At 48.6% G+C, this 22,591-nt stretch carries 20 protein-coding genes and 1 tRNA gene; 8 read left to right on the top strand and 13 right to left on the bottom strand.

Features of this window, described 5'->3' with window-relative positions; translation table 11 throughout:
* Positions 1 to 101 precede the first annotated feature (101 nt).
* Positions 102 to 2,207, top strand: a complete 2,106-nt coding sequence (locus tag CBP31_RS05265; RefSeq protein ID WP_087035193.1) for a putative bifunctional diguanylate cyclase/phosphodiesterase — start codon at positions 102 to 104, stop codon at positions 2,205 to 2,207.
* A 146-nt stretch (positions 2,208 to 2,353) separates the two neighbouring features.
* On the opposite strand, the gene CBP31_RS05260 is transcribed toward CBP31_RS05265, so the two are convergent.
* Entirely contained in the window at positions 2,354 to 3,562 is a 1,209-nt protein-coding gene (locus CBP31_RS05260) for an ammonium transporter (protein WP_087035192.1), read from the bottom strand.
* A gap of 498 nt (positions 3,563 to 4,060) precedes the next feature.
* Between CBP31_RS05260 and CBP31_RS05255 the strand changes: the two genes are divergently transcribed.
* Positions 4,061 to 4,471, top strand: a complete 411-nt coding sequence (locus CBP31_RS05255; RefSeq protein WP_227875195.1) for a diguanylate cyclase domain-containing protein — start codon at positions 4,061 to 4,063, stop codon at positions 4,469 to 4,471.
* 68 nt (positions 4,472 to 4,539) lie between these two features.
* Here CBP31_RS05255 and CBP31_RS05250 read toward each other — a convergent pair whose 3' ends face one another.
* The 6 genes from CBP31_RS05250 to phnD all read right to left on the bottom strand — a co-directional run bounded on the left by CBP31_RS05250 (position 4,540) and on the right by phnD (position 9,791).
* On the bottom strand, positions 4,540 to 5,493 hold the full coding sequence (locus CBP31_RS05250; RefSeq protein ID WP_087038630.1) for an NAD(P)-dependent oxidoreductase: 954 nt from the start codon (positions 5,491 to 5,493) through the stop codon (positions 4,540 to 4,542).
* A gap of 223 nt (positions 5,494 to 5,716) precedes the next feature.
* On the bottom strand, positions 5,717 to 6,001 hold the full coding sequence (locus tag CBP31_RS15930; protein WP_227875194.1) for a hypothetical protein: 285 nt from the start codon (positions 5,999 to 6,001) through the stop codon (positions 5,717 to 5,719).
* Positions 6,002 to 6,251: 250 nt separating this feature from the next.
* Positions 6,252 to 7,067 (bottom strand): phosphonate ABC transporter, permease protein PhnE, encoded by an 816-nt coding sequence (gene phnE, locus CBP31_RS05245; RefSeq protein ID WP_087035190.1) that lies wholly within the window; start codon positions 7,065 to 7,067, stop codon positions 6,252 to 6,254.
* 13 nt (positions 7,068 to 7,080) lie between these two features.
* On the bottom strand, positions 7,081 to 7,890 hold the full coding sequence (gene phnE / locus CBP31_RS05240) for a phosphonate ABC transporter, permease protein PhnE (protein ID WP_087035189.1): 810 nt from the start codon (positions 7,888 to 7,890) through the stop codon (positions 7,081 to 7,083).
* Positions 7,887 to 8,756 carry a phosphonate ABC transporter ATP-binding protein gene (gene phnC, locus CBP31_RS05235; RefSeq protein WP_087035188.1) on the bottom strand — a complete coding sequence of 290 codons (870 nt, stop codon included), beginning with the start codon at positions 8,754 to 8,756 and terminating at the stop codon, positions 7,887 to 7,889. Before phnC ends, phnE (CBP31_RS05240) begins: the two co-directional genes overlap by 4 nt.
* Positions 8,757 to 8,825: 69 nt before the next feature.
* Positions 8,826 to 9,791: a phosphate/phosphite/phosphonate ABC transporter substrate-binding protein gene (gene phnD, locus CBP31_RS05230; protein ID WP_087035187.1), complete on the bottom strand. Its 966-nt coding sequence runs from the start codon at positions 9,789 to 9,791 to the stop codon at positions 8,826 to 8,828.
* Positions 9,792 to 10,356: 565 nt separating this feature from the next.
* On the opposite strand from phnD, the gene CBP31_RS05225 reads away from it, so the two are divergent.
* The 3 genes from CBP31_RS05225 to CBP31_RS05215 all read left to right on the top strand — a co-directional run bounded on the left by CBP31_RS05225 (position 10,357) and on the right by CBP31_RS05215 (position 13,772).
* A complete protein-coding gene (locus CBP31_RS05225; protein WP_087035186.1) occupies positions 10,357 to 11,241 on the top strand; it encodes a LysR family transcriptional regulator in 885 nt (294 codons plus the stop codon).
* 479 nt (positions 11,242 to 11,720) lie between these two features.
* Positions 11,721 to 12,698, top strand: a complete 978-nt coding sequence (locus CBP31_RS05220) for a DUF1852 domain-containing protein (protein WP_087035185.1) — start codon at positions 11,721 to 11,723, stop codon at positions 12,696 to 12,698.
* A 42-nt stretch (positions 12,699 to 12,740) separates the two neighbouring features.
* A complete protein-coding gene (locus CBP31_RS05215; protein ID WP_087035184.1) occupies positions 12,741 to 13,772 on the top strand; it encodes a methionine synthase in 1,032 nt (343 codons plus the stop codon).
* Between the two features lie 264 nt (positions 13,773 to 14,036).
* On the opposite strand, the gene CBP31_RS05210 is transcribed toward CBP31_RS05215, so the two are convergent.
* The 5 genes from CBP31_RS05210 to rpsU form a co-directional block, all read right to left on the bottom strand.
* Positions 14,037 to 14,113, bottom strand: a tRNA-Ile gene (locus tag CBP31_RS05210).
* Positions 14,114 to 14,299: 186 nt separating this feature from the next.
* Entirely contained in the window at positions 14,300 to 16,141 is a 1,842-nt protein-coding gene (gene rpoD / locus CBP31_RS05205) for an RNA polymerase sigma factor RpoD (protein WP_087035183.1), read from the bottom strand.
* A gap of 273 nt (positions 16,142 to 16,414) precedes the next feature.
* Positions 16,415 to 18,199, bottom strand: a complete 1,785-nt coding sequence (gene dnaG / locus CBP31_RS05200; RefSeq protein ID WP_087035182.1) for a DNA primase — start codon at positions 18,197 to 18,199, stop codon at positions 16,415 to 16,417.
* Positions 18,200 to 18,278: 79 nt separating this feature from the next.
* On the bottom strand, positions 18,279 to 18,722 hold the full coding sequence (locus tag CBP31_RS05195) for a GatB/YqeY domain-containing protein (protein WP_087035181.1): 444 nt from the start codon (positions 18,720 to 18,722) through the stop codon (positions 18,279 to 18,281).
* 14 nt (positions 18,723 to 18,736) lie between these two features.
* On the bottom strand, positions 18,737 to 18,952 hold the full coding sequence (gene rpsU / locus CBP31_RS05190; protein WP_087035180.1) for a 30S ribosomal protein S21: 216 nt from the start codon (positions 18,950 to 18,952) through the stop codon (positions 18,737 to 18,739).
* 176 nt (positions 18,953 to 19,128) lie between these two features.
* Here rpsU and tsaD point away from each other — a divergent pair, with 176 nt between their 5' ends.
* Entirely contained in the window at positions 19,129 to 20,154 is a 1,026-nt protein-coding gene (tsaD, locus tag CBP31_RS05185) for a tRNA (adenosine(37)-N6)-threonylcarbamoyltransferase complex transferase subunit TsaD (RefSeq protein WP_087035179.1), read from the top strand.
* A 233-nt stretch (positions 20,155 to 20,387) separates the two neighbouring features.
* On the opposite strand, the gene plsY is transcribed toward tsaD, so the two are convergent.
* Positions 20,388 to 21,017: a glycerol-3-phosphate 1-O-acyltransferase PlsY gene (gene plsY, locus CBP31_RS05180; protein ID WP_087035178.1), complete on the bottom strand. Its 630-nt coding sequence runs from the start codon at positions 21,015 to 21,017 to the stop codon at positions 20,388 to 20,390.
* 128 nt (positions 21,018 to 21,145) lie between these two features.
* On the opposite strand from plsY, the gene folB reads away from it, so the two are divergent.
* The gene (folB, locus tag CBP31_RS05175) at positions 21,146 to 21,502 is read left to right on the top strand and encodes a dihydroneopterin aldolase (RefSeq protein WP_087035177.1); all 357 of its coding nucleotides are present in this window, start codon (positions 21,146 to 21,148) and stop codon (positions 21,500 to 21,502) included.
* Between the two features lie 86 nt (positions 21,503 to 21,588).
* The gene (locus CBP31_RS05170) at positions 21,589 to 22,386 is read left to right on the top strand and encodes an undecaprenyl-diphosphate phosphatase (protein WP_087035176.1); all 798 of its coding nucleotides are present in this window, start codon (positions 21,589 to 21,591) and stop codon (positions 22,384 to 22,386) included.
* Positions 22,387 to 22,591: the final 205 nt, after the last annotated feature.

The following is a 22,591-nucleotide window of genomic DNA, read 5'->3' as shown; positions in this document are numbered from 1 at the left end:
GTTGGAACACAGCAACCTTGGCCTAGAGCAGAAATCCTTTTGCAACCACTGGGCATGACACCGCTCACCTTTTAATATCCTTCATATAAAACAGGTATTTAATGTTAGAAAGCAGCCACAATCAGGTCCTCGTTGCCTTTTCTATTATTGTTGCTATTTTGGCATCTTACACCGCCCTTAATATGGCCAGCCGAGTATCCAGTACTTCTGGCAAAACGGCGATGTGGTGGCTGATTGGTGGCTCCTTTGCGATGGGGTTTGGCATTTGGTCGATGCATTTTATTGGCATGCTCGCCTTTAATCTGCCCATAGCGCTGGGCTATGACGTTCCCCTTACCTTAATTTCACTGTTAATTGCGATTGTGTCCTCAGCACTTGCCCTTTATTTAGTGTGCAAAGATACCCTGCCTACGGGACGGCTAGTGTCAGGGGGAACCCTGATGGGGCTGGGTATCGCTTGCATGCACTACACCGGCATGGAAGCCATGCTGATGACCCCGCGCATTATTTATGTGCCTTGGATATTTGTGCTGTCGATTGTGATTGCCATTGTTGCCTCCATAGCAGCCCTGTGGCTGGCCTTTCGTCTGCGCCAAGACTCTAAACGGACCACTTTTACCCGCATGGGAGCATCGCTGGTGATGGGGTGCGCCATTGTGGGCATGCATTATACCGGCATGGCTGCCTCTAAGTTTCCTTTAAACAGCTTTTGTAGTGCGGCCAACAGCGGAATTGATACTAAATGGCTGGCGATATTGGTGATTATTGTCAGCCTAGCGGTGTTTGCCATTGCGCTCATTATTTCGATGCTCGATGTGCGTACCGAACGTTTGTCCAATTCGCTCGATGAGGCCACTAATGAGCTGATTGAGTTGGCCTTACATGACAATTTAACACGCTTACCTAACCGTATTCTGTTGGGCGATCGCTTAGAGCAAGCGATACACAGGGCCGAGCGCAGCAATGGCGAGTTTGGGGTGCTCTTTATGGATTTAGATGGTTTTAAAGCCATCAACGACATGAACGGTCACCATGCGGGTGATCTGTTACTGAAGGAAGTCGCGCAGCGCTTGCTGAAAATCTCGCGAGAAGAAGACACGGTAGCAAGGCTGGGTGGAGATGAATTTGTGCTATTAATGGAGCCGGACTCTCCCGAAAATTCGGCATTATTGGCACAGCGCTTAATCGATACCATAGCGCAACCCTTCCACATCTCGGATACTCCTTTGCATATATCGGCCAGTGTCGGTATTGCGATTTATCCGCAGGATGGTAAGACCGAGCACGAGCTAATGGTGAACGCCGATGCGGCCATGTACCACGCTAAACAGCAGGGTCGCAATGGCTACCGCTTTTTTGAACATGCCATGAACGCCGATGTACAGCTGCAGATGCAGTTACAGCAAGACCTACGCCAAGCCATTGATAACAACGAACTGGTGTTGCATTACCAGCCCAAGTTTAAGGCTCCTAATGGGCCTATGATTGGACTTGAGGCCTTAATACGCTGGCAAAGCCCCGAGCATGGTTTTATGACCCCGGATCGCTTCTTACCGCAGGCAGAAAGCTCGGGTTTAATTGTTCCCATCGGTAACTGGGTTATTAATGAAGCTTGTCGACAAATGAAAGTGTGGAGTGATCAAGGGCATAACGATTGTAGTGTGGCGGTGAATCTGTCCGCAGTGCAACTGCAGCATATTAGCTTAGTGGAGGTGGTGGACACGGCGTTGGAGGTGCATGAGTTAACGCCCACCCAATTGGTGCTGGAAATTACCGAATCTACCGCCATGCACGATGCCGAGACTAGTCTCAAGGTGCTGAATAATCTGTCAGCCTTGGGCGTCTCTATTTCCATCGATGACTTTGGCACCGGTTACTCCAGTTTGCTCTATCTTAAGCAATTACCGGCCAATGAGCTGAAGATCGACCGTGGCTTTATTACTGAGCTGGCGCAGGGGAACGATGATGAAGCCATAGTGCAGGCGATCATTGCGCTGGGCAAAACATTGGGCATGAGGATAGTGGCGGAAGGTGTAGAAACATCAGAGCAGCAGTCGCTGCTAACCCAGTTAGGTTGCGATACCTTACAAGGCTACCTGTTAGGTAAGCCGGTACCGGCCGAGGTATTGTTCACCTCAGTTAAAGCGGAACTCGGTGAGGAATTAGCAGCGGAAAAAGCCGTCGCTCTTACGCCGATTATTCCGTAAAACCTCCCTCTAAGGCCGCTCCCTAAGCTTGCAGTTGAGCGCGGGGAGCGTTTTATACTTACGGCTTTAGATTGCCGTAGCAGCCTGTTTGCCCTTGCCGAAAACTGTAACCTTAATGGCACCTAGCCGATCATCACCCACAAATATCAATCGTTATAGGTGGCCGAAATTTTGTGAATACTGAGGTCGGCACCGTTAAACTCTTGTTCATCCGTTAAGCGGATCCCTACCAATAATTTGATGCTGCCGTAGACCAGCAGGCCGCCGCAAATGGCTATCGTAATTCCTGCCAGTGTACCGATCAATTGCGAGAAAAAGCTCACACCACCCATGCCGCCTAAGGCTTGCTGACCAAATATACCTGCAGCAATACCACCCCAAGCGCCACAAATTCCGTGTAGTGGCCACACACCTAGCACATCGTCAATTTGCCATTTGTTTTGTTGCAGGGTAAACATCCAGACGAACAAAGCGCCGGCAATCATGCCGACCACCAGTGCGCCAATCGGATGCATAAGATCGGATCCCGCACACACGGCCACCAAACCGGCCAAGGGGCCGTTATGTATAAAGCCGGGGTCATTCTTGCCCAGTAATAGGGCGGCGATAATACCGCCAACCATGGCCATCATGGAGTTGAGTGCGACCAGACCGGAAATCCCCTCCAGTGTCTGAGCCGACATCACATTAAAGCCGAACCAGCCAATAGACAAAATCCAAGCGCCTAACGCCAAAAAAGGAATGTTGGAGGGCGGAAAGGCCACCAGCTTACCGTTACGATAACGGCCCTTACGTACGCCCAGCAGTAAGATGGCCACTAGGGCAATCCAGCCGCCTACGCTATGAACGACAACCGAGCCGGCAAAGTCGTGAAAGGCGGCGCCAAAGGTCGCAGTTAACCAATCTTGCAGGCCAAAGTTATTGTTCCAAGCTATGCCTTCAAAAAAGGGATAAACCAGCGCCACCGACAAGGACGACGCGCATAAAATAGGCCAGAACTTAGCGCGCTCGGCAATACCACCGGAGACAATGGCAGGAATAGCGGCGGCAAAGGTCATTAAGAAGAAGAATTTAACCAGCTCGTAGCCCTTTCCGGCGGCCAACGTTTCGGCGTCTCGAAAAAAGGTGACGTCATAGGCGACCCAGTAGCCAACAAAAAAGTAGGCGAGGGCGGAAAAGCCAAAATCGGTCATGATTTTAGCCAAGGCATTCACCTGATTTTTATGGCGAACTGTGCCAACTTCTAAAAAGGCAAAACCGGCGTGCATGGCAAACACCATGACCGAGCCCATTAATAAAAATAGCGTGTTGGCACTTTGTGCCAAGGTATCTATGGCACTACTGATACTGTCCATGAATGCGTTCTCCTTTATGCCTTCATTAGGTGCGTGATTTGCACTGTTTTGGTGCTTAGCTTGATAGTCGCTGTTCAAAATGGTGCTTGGGCGAGTTGGCCAAGTAGCACTCAACACCTGCTAGCCGTGGGTTGAGAAGGATAAAAGCGGAATATTCTCCCCGCCATGCAGGCGCTTAGCCTTTATCAAGCGCATCGTAAGGAGAGAGTTGCATAAATAATGCCAAAAAATTTATAGGGGCTTATCGAGGGATGTTTTCGTTGATAGTGGTCAGTTCACTGCGAATTTCTGTGCGCGATGTTATGTTGGTGAATTACCAGCGCCGCCTAGCAGGGTTGCCAGCATCGCAACGTTACGAAAGCCTATTTTAAAAAAAGACGGTACCCGTTATCCCATTGAGTTGAGTGGGGGGCCATTGTGTGGCAGGGAGAGCCCGCCACACTCAATATTCTGACCGATATTTCCGATCGCAAAGCGGCTGAAGAAAAGATGTAGTATCTGGCTCATCATGACAGCCTCGCTGGCTTGCCCAACCGTTCAATGCTTCAAGAATGCCTTAAACAGGCGATAACTCTGGCTCAACGCATCGAGATACCTTTGGCAGTGTTGTTCATCGACTTAAATGGCTTTAAGCAGGTAAATGATACTTATGGTCACGAAGTAGGAGATTGCTTACTACAGCAAGTTAAGCTGCTGTTGAGAGATTCAGATACTTTGGCGCGTATGGGCGGAGATGAGTTTGTAGCGCTGCTGACGCAGGTGAAAGACGCTGAGGGCGTCAAGCAAAGTATGGCCTGCATTGAGGCGGCCATGGCGACACCTTTTCAGATCCAGCATCATACCTTGCACTGCTATGTGAGCCAGGGCGCGGCGCTGTATCCTGAAGATGGAATATCGGCTTTGATTTAAGAAACAGCGCACTTTTCTTCTAATAAATAAAACAAACCTACCGTGACGATAGGTTTGTTTTAATATTTTTAAATAACGATATTTTCTTGTGCGCCTTGTTCCCATTTAACAATATTGTCAAATGTAATCTTGGCTCTTCTTACCATGGCTTCCTCTGTGGCAAACCCTACGTGCGGAACAAGCACAGTATTGGGAGCCGCTAGGATAGGGTAATCTGTAGGAACTGGGGGCTCCATCTCCACTCTATCTAAACCAGCACCCGCTATGGTCCCATTGTGCAGTGCTTCTGCCAATGCATCATGGTCAACCACAGGGCCAATGGCGGTGTTGATTAAGAATGAACTAGTTTTCATCAATGCTAGCTTATCTTTATTAATTAAGTTTTTGGTTTCATCTGTGAGTGGTATATGAAGGCTGACAATGTCACTTTCTTTTAATACTTCATCTAGCGACTTATACTCTACACCTTTGTCTATTAGTTCTGTATTTACGCTTCGATTATAAGCAATGACATTACAGCCATAAGCCAAACCTAATTTAGCTACTGCGCTACCTATGTCTCCGGTACCTAATAAGCCTAAGGTTTTACCATTTAAATCAATCTGTCGGTAGCCATTTTTTGTACCTCCCTCTCTGGTTACAGCGTCTAAAGGTACAATATTACGTAATAGTGCAGTTATTAGCCCAAAAGTAAGTTCTGCTACAGAGTTTGTACTATAACCTGCGGCATTTGAGACTTTAATGCCTTTCTCTTTACATTTTCCTAAGTCGATATGGTTGTAACCGGTGAAGGCTATTGAAATATATTTTAATTTTTCTGCTGCATCGATCACTTCACTACTCAGTGCCGTATTAGCGAGCACTAAAACCTCTGCATCTTTAATCCTGACTTTAATAGTCTCATCATCTAATTTACCATCGTTATATACAACTAACTCATGGCCACTATCAGTTAAAGGTTTTGATATTATATTGAACTCTTCATCGCTAATACCTAGAGATTCTAATATTACAATTTTCATTTCTTTATCTTTCCTCAGATTGTCTATGTTTACACTTAATAATGCTGTTAATTTATTACCTAAGTATATCATTCTTCAGGATTTTTTAAAAATATCTCCATATGAGTATTATTTTCGACGTTACTACAGGTTATGGGGAGAGAGTCTCGGTTATAGAGCTAAATAAAACCACCCGTTTAGCGTTACGGTCATGTCTTATCTACGCTTAGCAGCAAGATGGCAACTAGACAATCCAGCCGCTTACGCAATGGACGACGATCGAGCCGGAAAGGTCGTGAAAGGCGGCGCCAAAGGTCGCAGTTAACGAGTAGTGCAAGCCAGAGTTATTGTTCCAGACTATGCCTTCAAAAAAGAGATAGACCAGCGCTCCCGACAAAGACGAAGCGTACAAAATAGGCCAGAACTTAGCGCGCTCGGCAATACCACTGATTAGGCGCGTGATTTGCGCTGTTTTAGTGCTTAGCTTGATATTCGCATAAGTAATGTCAAAAAATTTATAGAGGCTTATCGAGGTGGAGGCTTTGTAGCTAGGGAGCCGTGAGAATGACGACTTTATCCCTATGAAAATTCGCGAAAGTCGTAAAAAGTGGCAGAGGAGAGGAAGGAGTAAAATATGGTGGCCACTTTTACTTGACCACTACAGACTCAATATTTATTGGCGTTAGTTTTAATTTTTTATTCGCTTTATTTTTAGTGCCGCTCTGCTGATCAAGCGAGCGGCTACTTAGACTGATAAATACAGAAGGCTGTTTTCAGGTTTAAATAGTGGCGTGGCGTATTCGGGCTGACACCCATTCTGACACTAGCACGGTGGCCAGTATCATCATAAAGATCACGCTTACCTGACTCCACGCTAGGGTGTTGATAGATGCATTGAGTTGTAGGCCGATGCCGCCAGCTCCGACCATGCCCAACACGGTGGATTCACGGATGTTGATGTCCCAACGGTAAACACTGATCCCAGCAAAAGCAGGCATAACTTGGGGTAATACACCGTAGCTCATAACTTGTGCTTGGCTGGCACCGGTGGCACTGATTGCCTCTACCGGTGCTGGGTTTATCTCTTCAATGGCTTCATAAAGCAGTTTGCCAACAAAACCTATTGAGCGCAGGGCGATGGCAATAATACCCGCCAACACCCCCGGGCCTAGAATGGTCACCAGCAGCATGGCCCAAATTAATGAGTTGATAGAACGTGAGGCCACAATAATAACCAGTGCCACACTGCGAATGGCAGGATGCGGGCTGGTGTTGCGGGCCGCTAAAAAAGCTACTGGAAAGGCCATCGCCACCCCCAGTGCCGTGCCTAGGGTGGCGATATTAAGCGTGTCCCACATCGGTTGCCAGAGATGCTGTGCATAGCTCCACTCGGGTGGCAGCATGCGGCCAACCAAGTCGACACCTTGGCTACCTGCATCCTCCACAAACACCCACATGGTGTTGTCAGAAATTTGTTTCCAGCACAGTAAAAAAAGACAGACACCCGCCAGCCAAGCTACATAGCTCAGCCATTGGGCACGGGTGGTGCGCAGGCGCCAAGTAGGTACACTCTGCTTGGAGTTATCTACAAACATAACGATATCCTATTTATTGGGTCCAGCGACGCACATAGCTTGAGCCGTACTCAGACAGCAGCACAAACGCAATGATGATCAGTAAGATAGCGGCCGAGGTGTCGTACTCATAACGGCTGATGGAGGTGTTGAGGGTAGCGCCAATGCCTCCCGCCCCCACAATGCCGATGATCGCCGATTCACGGAAGTTAATATCTAGGCGGTACATTGAAAGCCCAATTAAGCGCGGCATCACTTGTGGCTGCACTGCTTGATTAATTATCTGCCACCAGCTTGCTCCGGTAGCGCGTATTGCCTCCACTTGGTGCCAGTCGAGATCTTCAATATCTTCAGCCAACAGTTTTGCGATAAAGCCAATGGTGGCAAAGGCGAGGGTTAACATTCCCGCCAAGGGCCCAAAGCCGAACATCACCACAAATAGAATCGCGATAATGATCTCTTGAAAGGTGCGCGACACCGTAATAATACTGCGGCAGAGATAGTAAACCGGCCAGGGTGAGATATTACGCGCAGCGCCCAGCCCAATGGGTACGGCCAGCGCCACGCCAATAACCGTGGCGGTGAGCGTCATGGATAAACTTTCGAGGATGCCCGCGTAAATGTCGCTAGAGCGGCTGGCGAAGTTTGGCTGAGCAAATGCCGCCAAAAAGTTAAGGCCGCGCCCCGCACCTTCAATAACCCGATCCCAGTTAACATCGACCGTTGACAGGGCAAGTACCAAATAGGCTGCTAGGCCCAAGGTTAATCCCCAGCGCCATTTAGCACTCTGGATGAGCGGCAACCGCCGCCAGTGGCCCATCTCTGCTAGCTGTTGACGATTCATATGGCTTCACCAGGCGTGAAAGATAACGGCCGCGATACCTGCTGGCCTGCGGTTTGCCTTTCTTTCGCCTCACCATTTACCTCGACATCCAGCTCTACATCCACTTCGCCATTTAATTGACTATCCCACTCTTCCTCCCCATAAATAGTGGTGAGCGCCTGTGCATCCAGCTCTTGTGGGGTGCCATCAAACACAATTTTACCGGCGCGCAGCCCAACAATTCGATCCGCAAATTGCTGCGCTAGGGCGACGTCGTGAATATTAATAATGGCCGCCAGCTTACGCTCGTTACAGAGCTCGCGGATCAGGCGCATGATCAGCCGTGATGTTTTAGGATCAAGGCTTGCGGTTGGTTCATCCACCAGTAATACGTTAGGTTGCTGGATCAGTGCTCGAGCAATACCTACGCGTTGGCGCTGACCCCCAGAAAGGGCGTCAGCACGTTTGTCTATGGCATGGGATAAACCCACCCGCTCCAATAACCGAAAGGCTTCGGTGATATCAGCTTGAGCATAACGGCGTAAAAAACTACGCCAGAACCCCACATAACCGAGACGGCCCGAGAGCACATTTTCCATTACCGTTAGGCGCTCCACCAAGGCATATTCTTGAAAAATCATGCCCATGGAGCGACGTGCTCTACGCAAGTTTCCACCCGAGAGGCGGGTTAGTTCGGTGTCCTCTAGGCGAATGCTGCCACTGGTGGGTTCTACCAAACGATTCACGCAGCGGATCAGGGTACTTTTACCTGCTCCAGAAGGACCGATCAGCGCCATCACCTGCCCCGGTGGCAGAGTTAGGTCTATTCCTACCAAGGCATGATCACCGGTGGGATAGCGCTTATTAACCTGAGAGAGGGTCAGCACAGCGTTGCTTCCTTTATTTAAACGTGAGAAAAGCGAGGCTCGATAAAGAGCCCCGTCAGCTTATAGGGCTTAGTCACATTGGTAAGTCACGTCGTTTGCTTCATCTATGGTACGGATCACCGCCCAGTGCTCCTTAAAGGTAATGGGGATAAATTGCGACTCACCCGAGTTGGCGAATTCATCCTTTAAGGCGCTGCCTTCCCAGTTATAGCTAAAAAAGGCATCTTGAACTTTTTTGGCAAGGTCTGGGTGCAGGTTGTAGACGTGCCCATAGCCGGTAGTGGGGAAGGTCTGAGATGTGTAGAGGATTTCATAGTCATCGGCATTGATCACATCGCGAGCGAGCATGCGGTTAGATACGGAATTGGCAATGGCAGCAGCTTCATAGTCTTTATTGATGACTCCCAAGATAGAGTTGTCATGGGAGCCGGAGAAAGCCGTTTCAAAGTCATTTTCTGGCACCAAACCAAACTCACTATTGAGCAGGGCAGAGGGCGCTTTAAAACCTGAGTTAGACGTGGGCGACGTGAAAGCCATACTGCGCCCTGCTAAGTCAGACATCTCCTTAATTCCACTGCCAGGGTAGGTGATAATCTCCATCTCGTAGCCAAAACTACCGTCCTCAGCGGCCATCATAGTGAACGGCACAAAACCGGCGCAGTTTACTGCAATAGGGTTAGATCCGGTGTTGAATCCAGCCACATGAAGACGGCCTGCGCGCATTGCCTCCAGTTGGGCAGCATTAGACTGCACTGGGAAAAACTGCACCCGCTTACCGGTCACCGACTCCATATGCTTGAGAAAATCAGCCCATACCTCGCCATATACCGCAGGGTCTTCTACTGGGGTATAAGAAAAGACCAAGGTGCTAGGGTTGATCCACTGCGACTCATCGGTTGGCAGATCCGCCACCAAGTCGCCATTGGTGTCAGTGAAGCGCGAAGATAGATTGGCACTGGCCGTCATGCTGATAGTGGCAAGGGTGCCGGCGATCGTGGCAGCCAACAAGGTACGAGATAAACGGGTATTCATCATGGAAACTCCAAAGCTTAGTAAAAGCTTAATAACGAGTGGGCAACTGCAGCAACCATGACGCTTATTTATGACAATACCGAGTCTGTGGGGTGACAAGCCTGTTAAGGGCACGCCTAACGTCAATTAGCTAGCATCACTGAGTGTCTAGATATCTTGGTAAGCATTGGCGGCATTTTAACATTGGCAGTATTCTAATCATGAAAATAACAATGTATTTTCAATAAACCATGAATTATATTCATAACATTACCTGATTACGTATGATCCTCAGCCATAATGCACCCTGTTTCGGTTTGTTTTTCTCACTGCCCCGTTGGCTTCAAGACCAAGGGTCTAGCACTTGTAGCAGCCAATTTATTCGGCTGGCCAGCTCCGCTGGCTGTTTGTGAGGTTTAAGAATAAAACCAAAACCGTGCCGAATAAATTGGCACCTACAAGAGATGAGACAGGCATGTCCCTGTAACTTATTGAATTTATTGATACTGAACTCACTGAACTCACTGAAACATGGCTGATCTTTGTGGGTAATCAGGTAACATTAAGCGCTAAAGACAGGAGTTAAGTGATGTTAGAGCGGTTTCATCTGGAAGTGCTGGCAGCCATAAAAGAGCAAGGCACCTTAACCCAAGCGGCGGAGTCGCTAAATTTGTCTCAGTCTGCATTGAGCCACAGCATCAAAAAATTAGAAGGCCAGATAAAAACTCCTGTTTGGCAAAAAGAAGGCAGAAGCTTACGTCTTACTCACGCAGGTGAACAAATCTTAACGCTGGCCAGTCGGGTATTACCGCAATTTAAACACACTGAGCTGCTATTGAGTCAGATAGTGAAAGGCGAAATGGGCTCACTGCGCATCGGCATGGAATGCCACCCTTGCTATCAATGGTTGTTAAGGGTGATTGAGCCTTATCTTGAAAAATGGCCAAACGTGGATATTGACGTGAAGCAGGAATTTCAGTTTGGCGGTCTTGGGGCGCTGCACAGCTACGAGATAGATATTCTGGTCACGCCTGATCCCTTATATAAACCTAATTTGACGTTTATACCGGTATTTGACTATGAACATAGGCTGGTCGTTGCATCATCTCACCCCCTTGCCATGCAAGACTCCATCATGCCCGAGCAGCTAAGTGAAGAGGTGTTATTTAGCTATCCGGTAGAGCCTGAGCGGTTGGATATTTACAGTCATTTTTTAAATCCTGCTAAGTGTACCGTCAAAAAACACAAGACCATCGAAACCACAGAAATCATGTTGCAAATGGTGGCAGCCGGCAGAGGTGTGTGTGCCTTGCCGGGCTGGCTCGTGGATGAGTTCGCTAAAACTATGGCCATTAAAAGCCTCCGCCTCGGTAAACAGGGCATTAAAAAACAGATTTTTGTGGGCATACGCAAAGGCGAAGAGCAGATTAATTACCTAAGTGATTTCATTGCTCAGGCTCAGCATGTTAGGTAATAACTCAGTTTTCTTTGCAACTCACACACTTCTGCAATCGTGGTTCATTGACCTTACGGATAGATGAAAGGGCTACTTGATCAGTAATACTCGCATCCACATCATGGCCGCGAAGGGGCGGTTTTCGCTTTACTGGCGGCGCCATCAACATCGCTCTCGTGCTGATATAGCTGCACGAGAGCGACTCCAAGCTGTGAAGGTGACATACCGTTTGCCTAAGAGAGCATAGGATTGGCGTTACTCATGACGTTTATTCATGCATTGATGAAATAATATCACTTTTGTTCATGCCATCATCCGCGTATAAATATAGCTATTCGCAGCTCTAGACATCCAGACTGCCAAAAATATCACAGTGGATTATTAATTAGCTATAAACCAAAACAGACTGTGCAGACTACTGGCCAGAGCAATCGGTAAGCCCAGCAACAGCCAGCACACCTACAGGTTTTATTGCCGGAAAAGGGATACCAAACATCATGAGCAACGACTTTAGCTTCGCTATCAACAGCATTAATTTCGACGAAAATTATCGTCCTTCAGATAACTCGCGCATTACTACTAACTTTGCCAACTTGGCCAGAGGCGAGAGTCGTCAACAAAATTTGCGCAACACCTTAGCGATGATCAACAATCGTTTCAACGCCCTAGCACACTGGGATAACCCCAAAGCTGATCGTTACTCTGTAGAGCTGGAGATCATTTCCGTTGATATGAAGGTACAGGGCAATGAGATTGCCTTTCCTAGCATTGAAATCTTGCAGACCTATATTGTTGATCACATCACCAAGCAACGTATTGCAGGCATTGTAGGCAATAACTTTTCCTCTTATGTGCGCGATTATGACTTTAGCGTGCGCTTGCTTGAGCACAATAAAGGCCAAGCTAAATTTAGTATTCCAGAGGATTTTGGTGATCTGCATGGCAAGCTTTTCCAATACTTTTTGAACTCAGATACTTACCAGCAAAACTTTAAGAAACTGCCGGTAATCTGCCTCAGTGTTTCAGATAATAAGACCTATCGTCAGACTGAAAATCAGCATCCTATCTTAGGTGTTGAATATCAGCCTAATGAGTCATCGTTAACTGAAACCTACTTTAAGAAAATGGGCTTTGAAGTGCGCTACTTTATGCCACCCCATTGCGCGGCACCATTGGCTTTTTACTTCTTTGGTGATTTGCTAAACGATTACAGCAACCTTGAGCTGATAGGCACCATCAGCACCATGGAATCGTTCCAACGAATTTATCGCCCAGAAATTTATAACGCGAACGCTACGGCCGGAAAAATCTATAAGCCAAACTTGAAGAATCTAGATCATTCAGTAACGCAAATTGTTTATGATCGAGAAGAGCGTAGCCAGTTAGCTGTGGCTCAAGGCAAATTTACGGAAGAAAACTTCATCAAGCCCTATCAAGCGATTCTTGAAGAATGGTCAGCTAGCTACGCTTCTTAAGTTCGGTCTTTATAATTAACGAAAATATAAACGGTACTTATTATGAAAAAATTATTACCTACATCAACGGCAGGCAGCTTACCTAAACCTCTATGGTTGGCTGAGCCGGAAAAAATTTGGTCACCTTGGCGTTTAGAAGGTGAAGAATTAATTGAAGGCAAGCAAGATGCACTGCGCGTGTGGCTGCAAGAGCAGCAGCACGCCGGCATTGATATCGTCAGTGACGGCGAGCAAACGCGCCAACACTTTGTCACGACTTTTATTGAACACCTGAATGGCGTGGATTTTGAGCAGCGCAAAACCGTAAAAATTCGTGACCGCTACGAGGCCAGCGTGCCTATGGTAGTGGGTCCGGTAAGCCGCCAAAAGCCAGTATTTGTGGAAGATGCTAAGTTTTTACGTTCGCAAACCAAACAGCCGATCAAGTGGGCGCTGCCCGGCCCCATGACCATGATCGATACTTTGTATGACGATTATTATAAAAGTCGCGAAGAGCTAGCCTGGGAGTTTGCCGCCATCCTCAACCAAGAAGCCAAAGAGTTAGAAGCGGCGGGTGTGGATATTATCCAGTTTGATGAGCCTTCATTTAACGTATTTTTTGATGAAGTAAACGACTGGGGCATTGCCGCATTAGAAAGAGCCATAGAAGGCCTTAAGTGCGAAACTGCCGTGCATATTTGCTATGGCTACGGCATTAAAGCTAATACCGATTGGAAAAAGACCCTGGGCTCAGAGTGGCGCCAGTACGAAGAAGTGTTCCCAAGACTGCAAAAGTCTAATATCGATATTATCTCATTAGAGTGTCAAAACTCCCATGTGCCTATCGAACTGTTAGAACTGATCCGTGGTAAAAAGATAATGCTGGGCGCCATCGATGTGGCTACCAATGTTATTGAAACCCCAGAAGAAGTGGCCGCTACCCTGCGCCGCGCCCTGCAGTTTGTGGATGCGGATAAGCTGTATCCTTCTACCAACTGCGGCATGGCACCTTTGTCTCGTGCCGTCGCCCGTGGCAAGCTACACGCCTTAAGTGCCGGCGCTGAGATAGTGCGCCAAGAGCTACTGAGCAAGTAATCAGCTGCAATTGAATGAGTACAGAGCAAAAAGCCGCTACCTAGGTAGCGGCTTTTTTATTGAGTACTAACATGTGCAGTGCGAATAAACGTAAAGGGTTCGCCTTTAAGAGGCGCAGCCAGAGTAATGCTAACCAAAATAAAGAAGTGACTTATTTAAGCAAGTCACAAACAGCTGCGCGCTTACTTAACCCACTCTTTATCATAAGAGTGGAGACAAAAAAAAAGGGTTAGCAGATATTAACCTGCTAACCCTTACTGTATATGGTGGCCCCTCCCAGACTCGAACTGGGGACCTAACGATTATGAGTCGTGTGCTCTAACCAACTGAGCTAAGGGGCCAAAAGTGGTGAGATTATAGGTAAAGCAGCTCTTGCTGTCTAGTCGACTGGGCGGATATCAGTTTGATTTTTAAGCAGTTGGTGCAATCTTTTGCAAAGAGGTTGAGCAAACGAAAATCAGGCAAAGAAAAAGGGCGCTGTTGCGCCCTTTTTGGTGTGGTATTCACATTTTTTAGTGCTGGCTCACTTACTCGTCGAGGAAGCTGCGCAGTACTTCTGAGCGGCTAGGGTGGCGTAATTTACGCAGCGCCTTAGCTTCAATTTGGCGAATACGCTCACGGGTTACGTCAAACTGCTTGCCCACTTCTTCCAGCGTATGATCGGTATTCATGTCGATACCGAAACGCATGCGCAAGACCTTAGCTTCACGGGCGGTAAGGCCAGAGAGCACGTCTTTAGTAGCATTACGTAGACTTTCGCTGGTGGCTTGATCTGCAGGCAACGACAAGGTGGTGTCTTCGATAAAATCACCCAAGTGCGAGTCTTCATCATCACCAATTGGCGTTTCCATGGAGATCGGCTCTTTGGCGATTTTCAGCACCTTGAGTACTTTGTCTTCTGGCATCATCATGCGGTGCGCCAGTTCTTCTGGCGTCGCTTCACGGCCCATTTCTTGCAGCATTTGGCGGGATACACGGTTGAGCTTGTTGATGGTCTCAATCATGTGCACCGGAATACGAATGGTGCGCGCTTGGTCAGCAATAGAGCGGGTGATGGCTTGGCGTATCCACCAAGTGGCGTAAGTTGAAAACTTGTAACCACGACGGTATTCAAACTTATCCACCGCTTTCATCAAGCCGATGTTGCCTTCCTGGATCAAGTCGAGGAACTGCAAACCACGGTTGGTGTATTTTTTGGCGATAGAGATAACCAGACGCAAGTTGGCTTCAACCATCTCTTTCTTGGCACGGCGAGCTTTGGCTTCACCTATGCTCATGCGACGGTTGATATCTTTAATCTGCAGTATGGTCAGATCCGCTTCTTCTTCTACGATTCTGAGCTTGCCAATCGAACGCAATACATCTTCGGCTACGTCATTTAAGCGCACAGCCCAGGCAGTTTTGCCGGCGGCCAGCAGAGTGTTAAACCACTCAGGATTACTTTCGTCTTTAGAAAAAGCCTGTACGAAAGTTTTCTTTGGCATCTTGCACTGTTCAACGCACAACTTAAGGATCAAGCGCTCTTGAACGCGTACGCGGACCATAGTGTCGCGCATGGCATTGACTAAGCGGTCAAACTGCTTAGGGATCAGGCGAAATTCACGGAAGATATACGCCAGTTCGGTAATTTCTTTCGCGGCTTCTGTGGAAGCTCGGCCTTTGGTGTCAATCACGCCACGCATAATTTCGTACTGCTCACGCAGCACCGCAAATTTTTCGCGGGCTAATTCAGGATCTGGGCCGGTATCTACTTCTTCCTCGTCCTCTTCATCCTCTTTATCTTCGTCGTCGTCTTCTTCTTTCTCTTTTTCGCTTAACTCAGAGCCAATGTGCGTGGCCATGGGGGCTGCAGGCTCGGTGGCGTCTGGGTCGAGAAAGCCGGTGATGATGTCGGTAAGTTTGATTTCACCGGCTTCAAAACGGTCGAATTGGTCTAACAAGGTGGTAATGGTGGCCGGGTATTCAGACACCGAGCTTTGTACCTGGTTAATGCCTTCTTCGATACGCTTGGCGATTTCAATTTCGCCTTCACGGGTCAATAGTTCAACCGTACCCATTTCGCGCATATACATACGCACAGGGTCGGTAGTACGACCAATTTCAGACTCTACAGAAGCCAGTGCTTGGGCGGCGGCTTCGGCGGCGTCTTCATCGGCCGAGGTTTCAGACATCATTAAGTCATCGGCATCGGGGGCGGTTTCTACCACCTGAATGCCCATGTCATTGATCATTTGAATAATATCTTCAATTTGATCCGAGTCGACAATGTCTTGAGGAAGATGATCGTTAACATCGGCATAAGTCAGGTAGCCCTGTTCTTTACCTTTGGCAACGAGAAGTTTAAGCTGTGACTGAGGGGTTGGCTCCATAGAACTCGTCCGATTTAGATAGTGCAAGAGGGTGTAAGCAATGAGGCACACTAGTACTTAAAGATACTTAATAGTGGCGCACAAATAGCCGATTATAACAAAACTTGACCAATGCTTTTTGCGTTGGTGTGCTTGCTAACACTCCAGCCTTGATGTTCGGTGAGTGTGTTGCAGCATTAATAGGGTCTAATTACCCATAAATGGCCGTGTTTCAGGCTTAAATATCTATATTGGGACACAAGTGCCCCTTTTCAATGTTCAGTTTCTTTCTGTTCAGTTTCTACCGGCTTTGCTTTCGCTGAGCAGTAGCATCAATTCTTGTTTTTCTGCAGTAGTTAGACCGCCTTGGCTGCTTTTTTGTTGCAGCGCTTCAATACGGGTCGCGAAATAATCTTCGATTAATACCGCAAACGTATCTTTTAATTCTTGTTCTATTTGATCTCCTGCAAATAACTCGTCGGCCATGGCCAAGCGGGCCAATGCAGGCGCTGAGCTGTGTCCACGCCAATGTTCGAGTAATTGCGCCGTGGTCATCAAGGGTTGGCCTTGTACTTGGGCCAACAGCATTTGCAGTAGATCTATGCCTGCTAACGGTAGCAAAGCCACCTCTTCGGTGTCTGCTGTTTGCAAACTCGCAGCGGCAGCCGGATATTGTAGCACAAGGGCAATCGCGCGGCGAATAGGGGTCAGCTTAATCTTTTTGCTCTTGGGGCGTGTAGGCGTGCTGGCAGGCTTAGTTTCTTGCTGCAGGCGGCTAAATAACTCGCGCACTCGACGCTCATTTTCGCCCCAATTCAGCTGGCGAGATAACTGGGTGATCAAGCCTTCACGACTAAAGCCTTCCGGTACTTTTAAAATAGCTTCCGCGGCTTGGTTAGCCAGTTCATGCTGGCCTGCATCGCCGGCCATGGCATCTTGGCCAAGCCGCTCAAACAAGAAGTCACCAAAGTTTTGCGCTTCATCTAACAGCTTACCAAAATCCTCGGCGCCTAATTGGCGCACTAAGCTGTCTGGGTCTTCTCCGTCTGGTAAAAACACAAACTTTAAGCTGCGGCCATCTTGTAACAAGGGTAGGGCATTTTCCAGTGCGCGCCAGGCGGCTTCGCGACCAGCGCGGTCACCGTCATAGCAACAGATCACTTCGCGCGTGGTGCGAAACAATAGCTGCAAATGTTCGGGCGTGGTGGCGGTGCCTAGGCTGGCTACGGCATAGTCGATGCCAAATTGCGCCAGTGCTACTACGTCCATGTAGCCTTCCACAATCAAGATGCGTTCTGGATTACGGTGGGCTTGGCGCACTTCATAGAGGCCGTACAGCTCTCGGCCTTTATGAAATACCGGCGTTTCCGGCGAGTTTAAATACTTAGGGGTACCATCGCCTAATACTCGACCACCAAAGCCGATCACTCGGCCGCGGCGGTCGTGAATGGGAAACATAATACGATCACGAAAACGGTCATAAACTCGGCCATTCTCGCTTTTTATCAGCATGCCGCCTTCAATGAGTTGGCCTTCAGCCTCGTTGTTACCGGAAAATTGGCGCTTTACCGCATCCCACTGTTCGGGCACGTAACCGATATTAAAGCTTTTCACTACTTCGCCACTCAGGCCGCGATTTTTAAGGTATTGAATAGCGGTTTGTGATTGGCGCAGCTGAGTTTGATAAAAACGACTGATGTCATTCAGCTGAGCGTATAAGTCTTGGCGTATGGCCTTGGCGGCGGCTTGTTGTTGTGGAGTTTGCGATGAATGGGCGTTTTCTCGCGGCACCGTGAGTCCATGCATGCCGGCCAGTTCGTCTATAGCATCGAGAAATTCGAGGCCATCGTATTCCATTAAAAAACCCAGCACAGTGCCGTGTGCGCCACAGCCAAAACAGTGATAAAACTGTTTTTCGTGACTAACGGTAAAGGAGGGGGATTTTTCATTATGGAAGGGGCAACAGGCTTGGTAGTTTTTGCCTGCTTTTTTCAGCTTAACCCGCTGATCGATAAGATCGACTATGTCGGTTCTGGCCAACAAGTCGTCGATAAAAGATTGGGGGATTCTGCCTGACATTATTCACCGGGGTAGCGAAAAAAACAAAGCCGTGCATCTAAAAGAAACACGGCCCGTTGGTAAGATAAAACGTAAACCCTTAAGCCAGTCTGGCTTTAATGCTCGCGCTTACCTTGCCCATATCTGCACGCCCCTGGATTTGCGGCTTTAACACCGCCATTACTTTGCCCATATCTTGCATGCCAGTAGCGCCGCTAGCGGCGATGGCATTGGTGAGCAAAGTTTCCAGTTCGTCTGCACTGAGAGGTTGCGGCAGGAATTCCTGCAGCACCACTATTTCTTGAAGCTCACCATCAGCTAACTCTTGACGTCCGGCCTGTTCATATTGAGTGGCGGCATCTTTGCGCTGTTTTACCATTTTGGTAACTATGGTGATGACATCGTCATCGTTCAAGATTTCGCGGCTGTCTATCTCTTTTTGATTGATCTCTGCCAGCAGCATTCTCAACGTACTAAGGCGCGCCTTATCTCTGGCACGCATAGCAGTCTTTTGCTGTTCAGACAGTTGGTCTTTTAAGGACATGAGATCAACAACTGTTAGTACAGGCGAATGCGACGTGCGTTTTCACGAGACAGCTTCTTAGCATGACGCTTAACAGCGGCAGCTTTAGCGCGCTTACGCACTGTAGTTGGCTTCTCGTATTGCTCACGACGACGCACTTCAGACAGGATACCGGCCTTTTCGCATGAACGCTTGAAGCGTCGCAGAGCTACGTCGAAGGGCTCGTTTTCACGTACTTTAATTACTGGCATGTGCCTCTCACCTCGGTTAACTGATTTTTTATTAAACCAGTCTGACTATAAAATGGTGCGAAATTCTACTCCGAAGCCTTACCTAAAGTAAAGTCCGAAGGCGGTCCGCTGGTTAAAAAACCACTAGAAGTGTAACATAAGCTCCTCTTGTTCAATAGTCCAGCGATAAGACCAACATGCGTGTATTAGGTATAGAAACCTCCTGTGATGAAACTGGCATTGCCATCTATGACGATAAGCTCGGCATTATGGCCCATCAACTCTATAGCCAAGTGGCGCTGCATGCGGACTATGGCGGTGTGGTGCCTGAGCTGGCTAGCCGCGACCACATTCGTAAAACCATTCCCTTAATTGAAGCCGCCCTTGCAGACGCGGGCTGCACCAAAGACGACATCGACGGCGTGGCCTTTACCGCCGGTCCCGGTTTAATGGGCGCTTTATTAGTGGGTGCCACTATTGGTCGTAGCTTAGCTTTTGCGTGGGGCAAGCCCGCCGTGGCCGTGCATCATATGGAAGGCCACTTGTTAGCACCCATGCTAGAAGAGCGCGCACCTGAGTTTCCATTTGTGGCGCTGTTGGTCTCTGGCGGTCATACCTTATTGGTACGAGTCGATGGCATTGGCCGTTACGAAATTTTAGGCGAATCCGTGGATGACGCGGCCGGTGAAGCCTTTGATAAAACCGCTAAATTAATGGATTTAGATTATCCGGGCGGACCACGGCTAGCTAAGCTGGCAGAGCAGGGCACACCGAAGCGCTTTGTTTTTCCGCGGCCGATGACTGCAAAGCCGGGCTTAGACTTTAGTTTTTCTGGTCTAAAAACTGCTACCGCGACCACCATTGCCGCAGAAATTGCCGCTGGTAATTACGACCAGCAAACCCGTGCCGACATTGCCCATGCTTTTCAGCAAGCGGTGGTAGATACCTTGGCTATTAAGTGCAAGCGTGCGCTGTTGCAGACGGGGCTGAATCGTTTGGTAGTGGCCGGTGGCGTGAGTGCTAATGTGTCGCTGCGTGAACAGTTAAGTGAGCTAATGGCCAGCCTGAATGGCGAAGCGTTTTATCCGCGCAATGAATATTGCACCGACAATGGCGCCATGATCGCTTTCGCCGGTTTGCAGCGCTTAAAAGCCGGCGACACAGAGCCGCTGGCAGTACGTGCACGGCCGCGCTGGCCATTGGATGAGTTAACTGCTGTTTAAAAACGCGCCGAGCGCCTGGCACCAAGCTAAACAAAAAACGCTAAAGACTAATGATTTCTCGCCACGGAATACACGGAAGAACACGGAAAAGTTAAGATAAAAACTAAGAGGAATTATTACTGGTTACGGCCTTATATATCATAATCCCTGGTCGTTTTTGATTTGTCTTTACGTCCGTGTATTCCGTGGCAAAAATAGGGTTGGTTGTTGGTTTTAAGCTAGGCGCTTGGTGCTTAGCGCTCGGCGCTGTTTTCTTCGTCTTTATCTTCCTTCTTAAATCGGTCGATAATGGGTTTTTCTTGGCGGTGATAGAGGCGGCTGATGTTGCCGTGGTGGCGCAAGATAATCAGGCAAGACAATAATGATACCGAGAGCGTGTATTCGGGCTTAATGAAATAGACATACAGTGGCGCCACTAAGGCGGTGAGCAAAGACGCCAGCGACGAATAGCCAAATAGGCCTAAACATACCAACCAGGTCAGCATCATCAGGCCGGCCATGTCCATGCCGAGCGGCAATAGGGTGCCCAGTGCGGTGGCGACGGCTTTACCGCCACGAAAGTGAAAAAACAGCGGAAACATATGGCCCAAGCAGGCGGCCATGCCAATAAAGGCCAAATACAGCGGGCCTATTTCTAAAAACCATCCTAAATAAACCGGCAGTGTGCCCTTCATAATATCCAGCAACAGCACCCACACTGCGGCGCTGCGATTACCGGTGCGTAACACATTGGTCGCACCCGGGTTGCCTGAGCCATGGCTACGGGGGTCGGGTAGGCGGTAGAGGCGCGAGATCAGCACGGCGCTGGAGATGGATCCCCCCAGGTAGGCGAGCACTATCATAAAGAAGATGAGGGCCGTCATTGCGGTTTATACCTCGGGATCAATCCGTTACTATGGCGAGCTTAAACCGAGTTAAGAATTAAGCAGCTAGAGTGCTGCGCGCTTGGCTCGATTCCGAATATTATTCAGCTTAACAGAAGATAGAGACGATGGATAAAGTGTTTGTAGAAGGCCTAGAAGTGCTCACTACGATAGGCGTTTATGAGTGGGAAAAGGGCATTAAACAGAAGCTGCGATTCGATCTGGAGATGGGCTTTAACAATGCGCCCGCGGCCAAAGATGACGACATTAATAAGGCGCTCGATTACGCGACTTTGTCACAAGCGGTGACCCAATTTGCCGAGCAGCATCAGTTTGAACTGATAGAAACCATGGCCGAGCGCGTAGCTGAGCTGATATTTGCCCGCTTTGCCGTGCAATTTGTCAGAGTGCGTCTCACTAAGCCTAACGCCGTGGTGAATGCTGCCGGTGTGGGGGTCGAGATTTTAAGAACGCGTAAAGTATAAAGGTGAGATAAGCGCAGTTTAGCGGTCATTAAATTGTCATCTGCGCTCATTAAGATGAAAGCGTTAACAGCTAAGAGAGTGAACAGATGGAAGTGCATGTAATTTTACTGGCGTTGATCCAAGGCTTTACAGAGTTTTTACCTATTTCTAGCTCTGCCCATTTGATTTTGCCCTCGGTATTATTGGGCTGGCAGGATCAGGGCATGGCCTTTGATGTGGCTGTGCATTTGGGCAGTTTGTTGGCGGTCTTGTATTACTTTCGTATCGAAGTGGTCAGTCTCACTCACGCTTGGGTGGGCTCGCTAGCAGGGCGAACGGCGACGGGGGAATCTCGCTTAGCTTGGTGCATTATTTTAGCCACCATTCCTGCCTGTATTATCGGGGTCTTGTTTGGTGGTTTCATCTCTGACTTCTTACGCTCCGGCTGGGTCATCGCCGTCACCACCATAGTGTTTGGCTTGTTGTTATGGTGGGCTGACAGGCGCGCGCAATATCTTAAAAGTGAATATCAAACTGGTTGGCGCGGCGCCTTTCTATTAGGTTGCGCGCAGGCGATAGCCCTAATTCCCGGCACATCACGCAGCGGCATTACCTTAACCGCCGGCTTAATGTTGGGCCTGACCCGCAGTGCCGCCGCGCGCTTTTCTTTTCTGATGTCGATCCCGATTATCTTCTTAGCGGGCAGCCACCAAGCCGTGGGTCTGTTAAGTGAAGGCGCCGTCATTCCCTGGTCGGTGATGGGCTTAGGCGTGCTGGTGTCTTTTATCAGTGCGTTGGCCTGTATTCACCTGTTCTTGGCCTTGATCAACCGCATTGGCGTACTGCCGTTTGTGCTGTACAGATTAGGCCTAGGCGCCGTGCTTATATGGGTGATGGCTGGCTAATTAGCTTACCTGATTACGTATGAACCTCAGCCATAATGCACCCTGTTTCGGTTTGTTCTTTGTAGCTGCCCCGTCTCTTTAATAAAGAGGACTTCGGCAGGCCAGCTCTGCTGGCTGTTACTGAGGTTTAGATTTAAACCAAAACACCAAACCGGGCCGAAGACCTCTTCGCCGAAGAGACGGGCCCCTACAAGGTCAAAATACC

Source organism: Oceanisphaera profunda (genome assembly GCF_002157895.1).
GTDB classification, from domain to species: Bacteria; Pseudomonadota; Gammaproteobacteria; order Enterobacterales; family Aeromonadaceae; genus Oceanimonas; species Oceanimonas profunda.
Note: the sequence above shows the minus strand (reverse complement) of the source record. Positions and strands in the feature narration are given on the sequence as shown.